At 51.8% G+C, this 13,329-nt stretch carries 8 protein-coding genes and 1 pseudogene; 3 read left to right on the plus strand and 6 right to left on the minus strand.

Annotated elements, in window-relative coordinates:
- Positions 1-278: 278 nt before the first annotated feature.
- The gene (locus BJQ97_RS10355; protein ID WP_160156511.1) at positions 279-4,049 is read right to left on the minus strand and encodes a bifunctional RecB family nuclease/DEAD/DEAH box helicase; all 3,771 of its coding nucleotides are present in this window, start codon (positions 4,047-4,049) and stop codon (positions 279-281) included.
- 182 nt (positions 4,050-4,231) lie between these two features.
- Here BJQ97_RS10355 and BJQ97_RS10360 point away from each other — a divergent pair, with 182 nt between their 5' ends.
- Positions 4,232-4,936, plus strand: a complete 705-nt coding sequence (locus BJQ97_RS10360; RefSeq protein WP_160156512.1) for a hypothetical protein — start codon at positions 4,232-4,234, stop codon at positions 4,934-4,936.
- A 39-nt stretch (positions 4,937-4,975) separates the two neighbouring features.
- Here BJQ97_RS10360 and BJQ97_RS10365 read toward each other — a convergent pair.
- Positions 4,976-5,218: pseudogene (locus tag BJQ97_RS10365) on the minus strand (ABC transporter); the annotation flags it as partial.
- Between the two features lie 12 nt (positions 5,219-5,230).
- Positions 5,231-5,692, minus strand: a complete 462-nt coding sequence (locus BJQ97_RS10370) for a MarR family winged helix-turn-helix transcriptional regulator (RefSeq protein WP_160156513.1) — start codon at positions 5,690-5,692, stop codon at positions 5,231-5,233.
- A gap of 126 nt (positions 5,693-5,818) precedes the next feature.
- Here BJQ97_RS10370 and BJQ97_RS10375 point away from each other — a divergent pair, with 126 nt between their 5' ends.
- The gene (locus BJQ97_RS10375) at positions 5,819-6,493 is read left to right on the plus strand and encodes a DUF998 domain-containing protein (protein WP_160156514.1); all 675 of its coding nucleotides are present in this window, start codon (positions 5,819-5,821) and stop codon (positions 6,491-6,493) included.
- 313 nt (positions 6,494-6,806) lie between these two features.
- Here BJQ97_RS10375 and gucD read toward each other — a convergent pair whose 3' ends face one another.
- From gucD to BJQ97_RS10390, 3 genes are all read right to left on the minus strand, one after another.
- Positions 6,807-8,273 (minus strand): alpha-ketoglutaric semialdehyde dehydrogenase GucD, encoded by a 1,467-nt coding sequence (gene gucD / locus BJQ97_RS10380; protein ID WP_160156515.1) that lies wholly within the window; start codon positions 8,271-8,273, stop codon positions 6,807-6,809.
- Positions 8,274-8,629: 356 nt separating this feature from the next.
- The gene (gene cysI / locus BJQ97_RS10385) at positions 8,630-10,351 is read right to left on the minus strand and encodes an assimilatory sulfite reductase (NADPH) hemoprotein subunit (RefSeq protein ID WP_160156516.1); all 1,722 of its coding nucleotides are present in this window, start codon (positions 10,349-10,351) and stop codon (positions 8,630-8,632) included.
- A gap of 24 nt (positions 10,352-10,375) precedes the next feature.
- Positions 10,376-12,205 (minus strand): assimilatory sulfite reductase (NADPH) flavoprotein subunit, encoded by a 1,830-nt coding sequence (locus BJQ97_RS10390; RefSeq protein ID WP_160156517.1) that lies wholly within the window; start codon positions 12,203-12,205, stop codon positions 10,376-10,378.
- Positions 12,206-12,433: 228 nt separating this feature from the next.
- Between BJQ97_RS10390 and BJQ97_RS10395 the strand changes: the two genes are divergently transcribed.
- Positions 12,434-13,321: a LysR family transcriptional regulator gene (locus BJQ97_RS10395; RefSeq protein ID WP_160156518.1), complete on the plus strand. Its 888-nt coding sequence runs from the start codon at positions 12,434-12,436 to the stop codon at positions 13,319-13,321.
- Positions 13,322-13,329 lie beyond the last annotated feature (8 nt).

Genomic DNA, 13,329 nt, shown 5'->3' on the forward strand with positions numbered 1-13,329 from the left:
GACTTTCTAAGGTTGCAACGAGCATTTTTGCACACCCCTTCCACCCCGCAAAAAAAATAAAATGTGTTTATGTTAACTTGTACAAGTGACTAAAATCGTCAATCGTCCAAACCATTGGTATATCAACACAATATTTCTGCTCCCGAAAGAAAAACCGTCATGCACACCTCCCCTGTTTTTTGACCGTTTTCGGACCGTGCACGGTTGCACTCCGCACCGAGAACCGGCCAACGAAATGGAGAAGGCGGCATGGCGGATGGCGCACGCTTATGCGATTTTCAGAGAGATGGATGATCCACCTCTTCAGGCTTAGGACAGCCGACCCGGTACATTCGCAGCGCGGCGCCGTCGACAACGAACGTTTGGGCTTTCCCATGCCGTGAAGCATAGTTTTCTAGCCTAAGCATAAAGTTCACTCCTTCATGGTATTCCTCGTTGCCGATCACTTGAAGCGACGGCGACATGAGTTGGCGCGAGAGGAAGATGATCGCCTTTTTCCGCGCCCGTGTGAGCGAGACGTTGAGGCGGTTCAAGCTGTAGATAAACTCCCCTTCCATCATGGCCAGTTCAGGATCGGCGACTCCATAGCTGATGATCACGGCTTCCGCCTCCTGTCCTTGCATTTTATCGACCGTGTCGACAAAAAACGGCGGACGCAGCCCTTGGCGTTCAAGCTCGCGGCGAATGGCGCGGATTTGGGCGCGATGCGGCGAAATGATAAACAGTCCATGGCGCCAAAACGCTTGATCGCCGTCTGATGTATCATCATACCGTTGTCCATTGTCATCAAGCAGACGCTCCCGAAGCACTTTCGTGATGCTCGCCACCCAGCGCGCTTCCGCCTCGTTTTCCTGCGTGCCGTATGCACCGTCGTAAACGCAAACAACAAGCGGATAATCGGGGTCAAGCGCCGCTTCCACCCATTCATCGGCAGAACGTGCGGCGGCAAGCGCCAACGTTTGAGAAGCAATACGCTTATTGAACGCCGTATAGTCCGACCCGTAAATCCGCTCGGCCGGGTAACGGCAAAGCGCTTCATTCATGCGGAAATTGTCCGTCAATTGGCAGGTGAACCGCTTCTCGGCATCGGCGTCAAACAGCAGGCGGAAAATCGAGTCGAACAAGGGCGGCTCCCCTTCGGTGACCGCATACGTCCCTTGAATAATTGGCGGCAGTTGGAAGTGATCGCCGACGATGAGCAGACGGCCTGCTTTTTTGACGTGGCTCAACGCCAACAATGAATCGGCAACGCGAATTTGCGACGCTTCATCAAGGACGATGACATCAAACTCTTCATTTATATATCCTTTTTCGTACGCCTTTTGAATGCTGTACAGCGTAGCGCCAAGCACCCGATGGCCGCCGTTGCTGAGCCAGTCAGAAAGTTCGCGATCCGCCACTTCGGCCATCCCTTTTGCTTTTTCCGTCTGAATCTCGCCGAGCTTGGCAATGTGGACACGGCGCCGCGGCACAAGCTCCTGAATTTTACGCAGGCAGTTTTCAATCGCCGCGTGGGTGAAGCCAGAAACAAGAATAGCGAGCCCCCGCCCCCGCTTCTCATAAATCGTCATAAGCAACTGAAGGGCAGCAGCGATAAAGTGCGTTTTCCCAGTGCCAGGCGGCCCCCAGACGAGCGTCAACGTATGGTGGAGAAAGTGGAGAAATGCCTGACGCTGGCTTTTTGTCAGTCCGCTTTGGCGGAGAAGCATCTTCACTTCATCTACATCCCAGTTTGGCCGAAACGTTTTCCGGTAGCGAGCCGGGTCGCGAATCAAACTAAGAATGCGGTGATTTTCCTGATCCAACTGTTGCAACGCCCGCAAGACGCGCGGCATAGTGAAATCAGCATGCCGGAGCGACAGCCAATACTCCTCTCCTTCCACAAGCGGGAAACGGTCGAGCCATTTGGGCAACTCGAGCTCGAGTTCAACCTTTTTGCCATGATCATGAATGGCGCGAATGCGGGTAAAGTACAAGTTGGCCCCTTTTGGCGCTGACCAGTCGCCTGCGTATTTGATATCAGGAAACGTCTGCTGCGCCTTTTCCCCTTCCTCATTGCACTCGGTGAGCAGCCAGTTCGCTTTGGGATCGAGCGCTTCAAGCGCCTGCCGGTTGTTCAGACGGAACCGCTCGCCGCCAAGGTACGTGACATGAAGCGTCACCCCGTTCTCAAGCCGCTCCGGAAGCGGGAGCAGGCGGCTTTGGCGAATATCCAAGTAGTTTAATAGCGCCTCGTAGCGCGCCATAAACGCCAACTTGGACACAAGCGGATCGCGGTAATCCGCCGAAGAGGGAAAACGGAATTTTTCCGGCCAAACGACAAGCGGAGAAGGATGGACGTTGGCAGCCCACGCGCGGATGCCTTGAATGACGCTGCTCGCCGCCCAAAGGCGCCGGCTCAGTTCCTTCTCGACCGCTTTTCTTTTCTCCTCGTCCCCTGTTTGCCATGCGTCGTGCAGCACGTCCATTTTCATGGCGTTCGTCAAACGAAACGAAAAACGCTCACTCGCCGAGTACAGAAACGGCGAGTCATTGTAGGCCGCAATATATCGCGACAAGTCTTCAAGACGGTAAGCGACATGCACGGGCAAGGCGAACAACTGGCTCGCTGCGGTTGTCAGGACAACGACAGGAAGCGGAACCATTTCGCACGGATGATCGCTGGCGCTTGATAACACACTGCTATGAAAATAAGACAGCAACCGAACCGCTTTTTCGTTATATTCCGAATCCAACAAAAGCTCATGAAACAACTGTTGCACATTTTCCCATTCATAGTTGTCGACGACGTACGCCTGCACCGACTTTTGCGCCCGCCACTCACGCGTTCGGTTGTAATCGTGCACCGTCTGAAGCAGACGATCAAGCGCATCGGCAAAATTCCGGCCGACCGCGTCGCATTCCTCGAACGAACCGGCGATAAAATGATGCATTTCCGATCCTGTTCCAAACACATCTGCCCCACCGACGCGGTACAACGATGCCGCCGCGATCTTCCCCGTCAACGGATCGCGTTGAGCGGTGAGAATAAGACGGATGTCTTCCCATATAGGCATATGTGTCACCGCACGATCATACGGAACGACTTTTTCTTGTGCGATGGCCTCAAGCTGCGCTTCAAGTCGTCGAAGTTGGCGCGCCAGCCCAGCGTTTTGTTTCAGCACATGCCTGTTTTCTTGACGTTCAAGAAATTGGCGAAACTCGCCGATCGTCTCGGGCAGCTGCCGCTCACGGATAAAGCGGGACGCGTGGCTCGATAAGTACGGAACGAGGGAAATGTGCTTCTGTTGCCGCGCTTTGTCTAAACAATAATCGTAAAACGGGCACCATTCGCAACGGTAATCCAAGTGCCAAAACAACTCGTCCGCCTGTTTTGTGGCCAGCGCTGTCAATTCGCTAGTTAAAAACTGTTCGATATACGGAAGCAGTTGACTGATATCAGCTGCTTGCGGCTGCCCTGCCCCGTACGTCCATACGCCCGCTTCGCGCAAATCAACGTTGCCCGCAATGCCGTGCTCCTCTAAAATCAAAGACAAGATTAACGCATACAACGCCGTTTGCACGCGGTGGGAAAGTTTCAATACATCTGATGATTTGATGTCGATGATCCGAAACGCAAAGCCGTCTTGTTCCGATCTGCACTCAATCAAATCCGGACGGCACGCCGCAAACCGGATCACGTGTGGATCCAACCCGTACCGTTCATAAAAGCGAGGCGGCGCGATCAACGTCGGCTGATACAAGTAGCGTTTGCTCGGCCGTTTCAGCTCTTGGATCGTCTCCACGCCATCCAAAAAGCAGTGGGAAAGCGGCATGCCTGGCAATCGCTTCCCCATTTTCACCTGGCCGGCCAAATGTGTCGAAATCACTTCCTCTTCCCACTCAACTCCGCGGAGCAACACACTCTCATGAACGCTAGGCCGCTCAAACAGCTCTTTGGGCACATCGAGCTCGCCGCGCCGTTCTTTCGCCAATGACTGAAAGTAAAAATTCCGCTCGCATTCATGGTAAAAATAGCTCGCCATTTTCGCCGGAGAAACGTAGAGCATACATTGAATCCCTTCTTTGCTAGAAATGTACGATAAATCCAACTGTCGGAATTCGACAGTCTATTAATATTATATCATATGGCCAACCCCTCCCCCTCATGCACACTATATGCATAAATTTGCTTGTCCATAGGGAACGTATGTGCTATAATGAAGGAAGATTTTGTGAAAGAGGTGACACGATGAGCGAGGAGGTCCTCTTGCAATTATTCGATCGGCTCGGCCATATTGAAGACACACTGCATTTGCTCGTCGAAGGACAAAAACGGTTGGAAAAAGAACAGCAAGCGATTCGGAAAGAGCAACAAGAAATCCGAAAAGAACAGCAGGAAATTCGAAAAGAGCAACAAGAAATGCGCAAAGAACAGCTCGAAATCCGAAAAGAACAACTCGAAATCCGAAAAGAGCAACAAGAAATCCGCAAGGAGCAGCAACAGATCCGACAAGCTCAAGAGGAGATGCGCAAAGAACAACAACAATTCCGGGTACAGCTGCAAGAGTTCCAAAAACAACAAGAAGGATTCCAAAAACAACTGGAAGAACTGCGCCGCGTACAACAAGACCTTTTTCAAGGCCAAAAACGGTTAGAAGAACAAACATACTTAAAAGCCGGCCAAAAAGAACTGTATGACCTTATGTCCGCTCTGCTTCACCGTCAAGAGGAAACTGACGCCACACTCGAAGCCCTCGCTATGGATGTACACAAGCTCCACGGTGAAGTGTCTTCCATCCAACAAAAACTTAGCACCTTGGAAGAGAAAATCGATTCCTATGCCCAATCATTCACGGAACAGCTCAACAGCATGAAACTCGATATTCCCTTCCTCTCCAACAAAACGATCGAACATGAACGGGAAATCTACAAAATTAAGAATCTTATTTTATGAGCAAATGCGGCAGGCGGGCTGTCTAAGCCCGCCTGTCCATCATTCAAGCCCTTGTCCCACTTGTTTGATCATTTCCGACACCGACGTCAATCCGCCGCCCGAGAGGCACCAATAATTTGGATTCGAGTACACAATATGGCCGTTTTGGTACGCTTTTGTCTTTTTCACCAGCGCGTTTTCAATCGTTTGTTTCACAGCTGCCCTCCCTTTAATAGCAGCGTTTCGATTCATCAAAAACAGATAATCCGAGTTTTTTTCAGCCGCGTATGTGAACGACACATTTTACATGGGGACTCAGTGGGCTGTCATATGAGTCTGGATCATTTTGTTGCAACGATTCACAAAGTCCAAAATCACAGCCAGCTCTTCTTCCGAATAACAGCGCAATAAGCGAATGGTGTCTTCCATTACCGGGTGGAACAGGGCATCGATACGGGCGATGCTTTCTGGAATAGCCTCGACCAAGACTTTTCGTTTATCATCAGCATCTTTCCTTCTGCGCACATATCTTTTTTCCTCTAATCGATTGATGATCCCGGTAACCGCACCGGAAGTCAATCCCGTATATGCCATAATTTGACCGGCCGTGACAGGGCCGTTGCGAATGATGTAATCCAAACATTTGTGATCGGTCTCGTTCAATCCAAATTTTTTGGCAACCGAAGCATGAAACAGCACGGTGTTTGTGCTGTTTTCACGCAAAGCGGTCAACAGTTTCTGTTGTGTCGGCGTAAGATGGGAAAATTCACTTGACATATGTAACAACTCCATTTATATTTATCTTATCTTAATAAAATAAGATAATAAAGAATGTACAATTAAATTATAGCACATCTTTTTCCAGGCTGTCATGAACCTGAAAAAACAAGGAGGGAAGGGCAAATGTTTGATAAGCGGAAACACGATTTGCTAAAGCTGGGAATTGCCGCGCCGTTACTGCTGAACGGAGTGGCCACCGTCGACGCGCTTACCAGACCGGAATTCGATATCATCCGCCATTGGATCAGCCACCAGAGCCTTGGTGAACGGGGTTGGCTCGGGACATGCAATCTCCTACTCTCAGGGGTGCTCTTTTGCGCTTACGCCATCGGACTCAAATGGACTCTTTATTCAGGAAGAGGTTCGAAATGGGGACCTCTTTTAATGGGAACATACGGAATCGGGCTACTGCTGGCTGCCTTGTTTCCCATCGATCCCAGTCTAGGTTGGCCCCCTGGGACGCCGGCTATCCGTAGCACATCAGGCTTGGTGCATGACATTGCAGGTGCATTGGTCTTTGGTTCATTGACAGCCGTTTGTCTCGTCTTATCAGGCAGGTTCAAAGGAGAGCGGGAATGGAAAGGTTGGCGTGCGTATTCCCTGCTCTCTGGACTGGGAGTATTCATCGCATTTGTCGCCTGCTGCGTACTCGCATCCATGGACTTCGCCCAGACGTGGCCCGAAGCACCCAGCGGTTTGTTCGAAAGAATATCTATGCTGATCGGCAACTTATGGATTCTGCTCTTTTCTGTTCGATTGTTGCGCATCAAAAGCAACAATCCACCGAGCCACGGATAAAATATGAAGCGAAATCCCAAAATAGCCCCTCGGAAGGAGGGAAAACTTTTGGTTAAAAGACGTGAGAATATTGGTACATCAATCATTGCAAGTTACAGGACAAATCATCCATTCTGAAGGTGGATTCATGAGAACATAGCAGGAAACAACAATAATTGGAAGAACGGAGTGGACATGCCAAGAAAATAAACGCATAAAATTGGCAAGCACGCTGATCTCCTGATGGCCTCTTGATCAGGGAGGATGTCTATATCGAGAGGATGAATAAAAACAGCGCCCACGCCATAGCGGGACGCTGTTTTTACACTCTTTATCATCCTTTGACCAACACCGTTTTCATCGCCGTGAAAAACTCGATGGCCGCCCGCCCTTGTTCCCGCGAGTGGGAGCTTGACTGCTTCATCCCCCCAAACGGCGCTTGCAGTTCAACCCCGGCGCTTTCTTCATTAATGCGGACGAGCCCGGCCTCGATGTCTTGAATAAACGCCAGCATCTTTCCGATATTTTGCGTAAAAATCGACGCGCTGAGGCCAAATGGCGTGTCATTGGCGAGCGAGATCGCCTCTTCAAACGTATCGACTTTGATCAAGGCGAGCACGGGGCCAAAAATTTCTTCGCGGGCGATCGTCATGTCAGGCGATACGTTTTCAAAGATGGTCGGCTGCACGTAAAACCCTTTCGCCCGCTCTCCGTCTGTCAAACGTTGGCCGCCGTAAACGAGCGTCGCCCCTTCTTCGATCCCTTTTTGGATATAATAAAGAACCGTTTCGAGCTGCTTCTGGCTGGCGCACGGACCCATCCAGACGCCATCTTCGAGTCCGTTGCCAATGTTCAGCTGTTGCACTTTTGCCAACAGCTTTTCTTTAAATTGGCCATAGACGGAGCGCTGGACAAACACGCGGCTTGTCGCCGTACACTTTTGTCCGGTTGAACGAAGTCCGCCGCTGATTGTCGCTTCCACCGCACGGTCAAGGTCAGCGTCCTCCAGCACGATCACCGGATTTTTCCCACCCATTTCCAACTGGTATTTCGCCCCTCTGGCCACCGCTTTTTGAGCGATCATTTTGCCGACTTCATTGGAGCCGGTAAAGGTGATGCCATGAATGTGAGGATGTTCGGCAATCGCATTGCCGATGACCGATCCTTTGCCCGTCACCAAATTCACAACGCCGGCCGGCAACCCCGCTTCGTCAAAGCATTCGACCACTTTCGCGGCGGTGACCGCCGTTTCCTGCGCCGGCTTAAACACAACGGTGTTTCCATAGACGATGGCAGGAGCAATTTTCCAAATCGGAATGGCGACCGGGAAATTCCATGGCGTGATGACCCCCACCACGCCAAGCGGCACGCGCGTTGTAAACATAAGCGCTTCGCTGTCCGTGGATGGAATGACCTCGCCGATGGAACGCATCCCCTCCCCAGCGTAGTAGCGCAAAATATTGACTCCCCGCTGCACCTCCCCTTTCGCTTCGGGAAGCGTTTTCCCCATTTCCCTTGTCATCGTTTCGGCGATCTCGTCAAGCCGTCTCTCCAGCATGTCAGCCGCGCGGAACAAATACTCTCCACGTTTCGGACCGGACAACTTCCGCCATGCCGTCTGCGCCTGCCGCGCCGCCTCGACCGCGGCGTTCACATCTTCCACGCCGGACTCTTGGACGCAGCCGACGATGTCATCGATGTTGGCTGGGTTGAGGCTGGCTTCCGTTTTCCCGGATGAGGACGGGATCCATTCCCCGTTGATGTAGTTCAAATATGTTTGTTTTTCTGTTCTCATCTTCATAATATCTTCTCCCCCTTTCCATTTACGTGATCGCTGCATACGATCTTGGAAAAAATGTTTGCCCTTGGTCATGATCTGAAAAATACAAGTTCATAACACTACTATAATATAGTTGAAATATTTTGTGAATTATATAAGTTGCAATTTTTTTACATGGCATTGTTCGCTCTTCTTGTCACCGTGCCAGCTTGTCAAGTGATAAAGACAGGACCTGGAGATCGGAAATTCTTTATTACAACCTATATAGATTGAATTCGGCTACGATGAACAAAACGCCGAAGCCATTGCATGGAAGCAACAAAAAAACAACCTCCCCTAAACAAGGAGAGGCTGGTTTCCATTTCACCCTGACCACCTTAATCGTGAAAATTCGTCCCGTCCGTCACTTCTTTGACGATGCCAACGCGGATGACAAAATCGCCGAAATGTTCGCCCTCCAGCCGCTCTTTCGCATAGCGGGACAAGAGAACGCGCAGTTCGCGCAAAATTTCTTCTTCACCGATGTTTTCGCGGTACAGTTTGCCAAGGCGTGTGCCGTTGAACGCGGCGCCAAGGTACATGTTGTATTTGCCGACCGCTTTACCGACAAAGGCGATCTCGGCGAGCACGTGGCGGGCGCAGCCGTTCGGACAGCCGGTCATGCGGATCGTGATTTCGTCATCGCGCAAGCCGTTTTCATCGATCATTTCCTCGATTTTATCGAGCAGTTTCGGCAAGTACCGCTCGGCTTCCGCCATCGCCAAGCCGCATGTCGGCAGCGCCACACAGGCGAGCGCGTTGCGGCGCAAGGCGGTGTACCGCCGGCCGTCGGTTAAACCGTATTCGGCGATGAGCGCCTCGATTTCCGGTTTTTTCTCGCTTGTAACATTGGCGATAATTAAGTTTTGATTCGCCGTCAACCGGAAATCGCCGGTATGGACTTTGGCGATTTCGCGCAGACCGGTCATCAGTTTGTAATCGTCATAGTCTTTGACACGGCCGCCTTCGACAAAGAGTGTGAAATGCCATGTGCCATTGACGCCTTCGACCCAGCCGTAGCGGTCGCCGGTATGCTCGAAATGGTACGGACGCGCTTCACCAAGCTTCCAGCCGAGGCGGCGCTCCAACTCCTCTTTGACCGTCTCAAGGCCGAGCCGGTCGACCGTGTATTTGAAGCGGGCGTGTTTGCGCGACGAGCGGTTGCCGTAGTCGCGCTGGATCGTCATGATTTTTTCCGCCACTTCAACGACTTGGTCCGGCTTGCAGAAACCGATCACTTTCGCCAGCTGCGGGTACGTCGCTTTATCGCCGTGGGTCATTCCCATGCCGCCGCCGATGGCGACATTAAATCCGGCGAGTTTGCCGTCCTCGACAATGGCGATCAACCCGATATCTTGCGAGAACACATCGACATCGTTGGACGGCGGAACAGCGATGCCGATTTTAAACTTCCGCGGCAAATACGTCGGACCGTAAATCGGCTCTTCTTCTCCGTCGACTTGCGGTGTGCCGGCGACTTTTTCATCATCCAACCAAATTTCGTAATACGCCCGCGTCCGCGGCAACAAATGATCGCTGATCAGCTTCGCCCATTCGTACACTTCCGCGTGCACTTCCGACTGGTACGGATTCGGATTGCACATGACGTTCCGGTTGACATCGCCACAGGCGGCGAGTGTCGTCATCAAGGCGCCATTGATGGCTTGCATCGTTTTTTTCACGTTCCATTTCAAGACGCCGTGCAGTTGGAACGCCTGGCGCGTCGTCAGTTTCAACGTGCCGTTGGCATATTTGCGGGCGAGTTCATCCATGACGAGCCACTGCTCCGGCGTCGCCACCCCGCCCGGCGTGCGGACGCGGATCATAAACTGGTACGCCGGCTCAAGCTTTTGTTTTTGCCGCTCGGTGCGGACATCCCGGTCGTCTTGCAAGTAGCTGCCGTGGAACTTCATCAGCCGGTTGTCATCATCTGGAATGCCCGCGCTGAGCGGGTCTTCCATCGTTTCGGCGAGCGTGCCGCGCAAGTAACGGCTTTCCTGCTTGATGCGTTCAACATCGCTTGGCGGTCCGTCCGGCGCTTTTAACTCGACTTTCGCCATTTTGGTCCCCACTCCTTTGGATGATTAGTAGACATCGCGTTGGTATCGTTTTTGCTTTTGCATCTCAGCGACATACGCTTCCGCCTGTTCGCGGCTCATACTGCCCTCTTTTTCAATAATCTCGATCAACGTTTGGTGAACGTCGCGCGCCATATGTTCCTTATCACCGCACACGTAGACGACGGCGCCGTCTTCCAGCCAGCCGAACAATTCTTTGCTTCGTTCTTGCATCCGGTGCTGGACGTACACTTTTTTCTCCGTATCGCGCGAGAAGGCGACATCCATTCGGGTCAGCACGCCGCTTTTCAGCCATGCGAGCCATTCCGTTTGATACAGGAAATCGGTCATAAAATGTTGGTCGCCGAAAAAGAGCCACGATTTTCCGTTGGGACCCGTCGCTTCGCGCTCTTGCATAAAGGCACGGAACGGCGCCACCCCGGTGCCCGGTCCGATCATGATGATCGGCGTATCGGGGTCTTTCGGCAGCTTGAAGTTCGGGTTCGGCTGAACAAAGATCGGCAATGTGTCACCGATTTGGATGCGCTCCGCACAGAACGTCGAGCACACCCCTTTGCGCAGGCGGCCGTGCGATTCGTAGCGGACAGCGCCGATCGTCAAATGCACTTCATCCGGATAGGCCGCCAAGCTGCTTGCGATTGAGTACAGGCGCGGCGGCATTTTCCGCAAAATCGAGATGATTTGCTGCGGCGCGGCGTCCCACGGGCCAAAGTCGCGCAGCGCATCCAACAAATCGCGGCCTTTGGCGTATTCTTTCAGCTTCGCCTCATTGCCAGGCGCGACAAGCTCTTGAAGCGCGCTGTTTTTTGATAACGGCGCCAGCTTTTGCAACAGCGCTTTTGTCAAGACCGTGATTTCAAAGTGCGAGGTGAGCGCCTCTTTGAGCGACCGCACTTCTCCATCCTTGTCGATCGTCACCGTTTCTTCCGGATTCCACTTCATTTCTTGAATGACGAGATCGACAAGCTCTGGATCGTTTTTCGGGAAAATGCCAAGCGCATCGCCAGGCTCATACTTCAAGCCCGACCCTTCAAGCGACAATTCGAGATGGCGCGTTTCCTTGTTCGAACCGCGGCCGTTTAAGTTGATGTTTTCAAGCACCTCGGCCGGAAACGGGTTTTTCCGCGAATACACGGCGACCGGTTCCGCTTTCGGAGCTGCGGCAACAGCCGACAAGAGCGGAACTGCCCCGGCGTTGGCATTCGCTTCTTTGCTTAACTCGCCAAGCACGCCATCGAGCCATTTCGCTGCTGCTTCTTCGTAATCGACATCGCAGTCAACCCGCGGATAAAACCGCGTTCCGCCCAACTCCTCAAGACGCTTGTCAAAATCTTTCCCCGTCTGGCAAAAATGTTCATACGACGTATCGCCGAGCGCTAAGACGGAGAAGCGAAGATGATTCAGCTTTGGCGCCCGTTTGCTGTGGAGAAATTCGTAAAACGACACGGCGTTGTCCGGGGGATCGCCTTCTCCGTGCGTGCTCACAACAACGAGCAGCGTTTCGACTTTCTTTAGTTCATTCGGCTTGAAATCAAGCATGGACAACACTTTCGCTTCGAAACCGCGCTCCTTGAGCGCTTTGCCGGCTTTCTCAGCCAGCTTTTGTGCATTGCCGGTTTGCGAGCCGTACAATACCGTCACTTCTTTCGAAACCGGTTTGCTGCTTCCAGCAAACAGCGCCGGCGCTTCGGCATCCAAAACGGCAACCGCCGCCTCAGCCGCGGCCAAATACCCGCTCAGCCAAAGCTTTTGCGCCGGCGTCAACGTCGGCAACAAACGGTTCAAAAGCTTAATCTGCTCCTCGGTAAACGGACTGTTGGTTACTTGCAGCTGCAACGGTGTCCACCTCACAATATAAAATAAAATGGAACGATTGGCGTTGCTTGAGCCGTAATCATTGGGCAGACGCCAAATTCTATTATTCCTATAAGTCAAGTATACTTTATCCAAGGTATCATATTTACACTTTACCGCAAAACAAAACATTAGTAAAATAAATATAAATTATTAAAACTATTATTATTTCTAATAATAGAGCCTCATCGGGACGGAGGAGAGGCGAACATGTACTATGAAGAATTAAAAACATTTATCACCTTAGCCGAGGTGAAAAACTTCACCAAAACAGCGGAAATTCTTCATTTATCGCAGCCAAGCGTCAGCCTGCACATCAAAAATTTAGAAAAAGAGTTTCAGACGAAACTGTTCATCCGCTCCCCGAAACGGCTGCGCATGACGCCGACCGGCGAGCTCTTGTACGACCGAGCTAAACAAATGGTGGCGCTTTATGAACAAACGAAACAAGACATTTTGGAGCACCATCATTCCGTCAAAGGAAAATTGAAAATCGGGGCGAGCTTTACAATCGGAGAGTATATTTTGCCGCCGCTTTTGCCCGATTTCCAAACACGCTACCCAGAGTTAGAGCTTGAGGTAATGATCGGCAACACAAAAGAAATTGTCGAACTGGTCAAATCATATCAAGTCGACATCGGCTTGATCGAAGGGCAAACGAACGAAAAGGAACTGTCCGTTCATCCGTTCATGCAAGACGAACTCGTCATCGTCGCCTCCAACCGCCACGCACTGGCGCAAAAAGGCGAGGTCACGATCGCCGAGCTGCAAAACGAAGCATGGGTGGCGCGCGAAGTCGGGTCGGGGACAAGGGAGTATTTCAACCATTTCATCCGCTCGAACGGGTTGAAAGTCAAATCGCTCATGATCATCAGCAGCAACCAAGGCATTAAAGAAACGTTGATCAACGGCAATGCCCTGTCCTTGCTGTCGCGCAGCGTCGTCGCCCGCGACATCGAGCACGGCCACCTGTCCATCGTTCACTTGAACCATCCGCCGTTTTCCCGAATGTTTTCCTATATTTATGCACCGATTATGGAAAACAAGCAAAACGTGCGCATCTTCCTTGAAACGCTGCAACACAATCGGAAATCCTGAAAAAGAAC

The sequence above is a fragment of the Geobacillus sp. TFV-3 genome (genome assembly GCF_009901865.1).
GTDB lineage: Bacteria > Bacillota > Bacilli > Bacillales > Anoxybacillaceae > Geobacillus > Geobacillus thermoleovorans_A.

Excerpts from the sequence above, each read along its gene's own strand:
- BJQ97_RS10370 (WP_160156513.1), bottom strand. The coding sequence starts at position 5,692 with ATGTCAAGTGAATTTTCCCATCTTACGCCGACACAACAGAAACTGTTG.
- gucD (WP_160156515.1), bottom strand. The coding sequence starts at position 8,273 with ATGAAGATGAGAACAGAAAAACAAACATATTTGAACTACATCAACGGG.
- BJQ97_RS10395 (WP_160156518.1), top strand. The coding sequence starts at position 12,434 with ATGTACTATGAAGAATTAAAAACATTTATCACCTTAGCCGAGGTGAAA.
- BJQ97_RS10360 (WP_160156512.1), top strand. The coding sequence starts at position 4,232 with ATGAGCGAGGAGGTCCTCTTGCAATTATTCGATCGGCTCGGCCATATT.
- BJQ97_RS10355 (WP_160156511.1), bottom strand. The coding sequence starts at position 4,049 with ATGCTCTACGTTTCTCCGGCGAAAATGGCGAGCTATTTTTACCATGAA.
- cysI (WP_160156516.1), bottom strand. The coding sequence starts at position 10,351 with ATGGCGAAAGTCGAGTTAAAAGCGCCGGACGGACCGCCAAGCGATGTT.
- BJQ97_RS10375 (WP_160156514.1), top strand. The coding sequence starts at position 5,819 with ATGTTTGATAAGCGGAAACACGATTTGCTAAAGCTGGGAATTGCCGCG.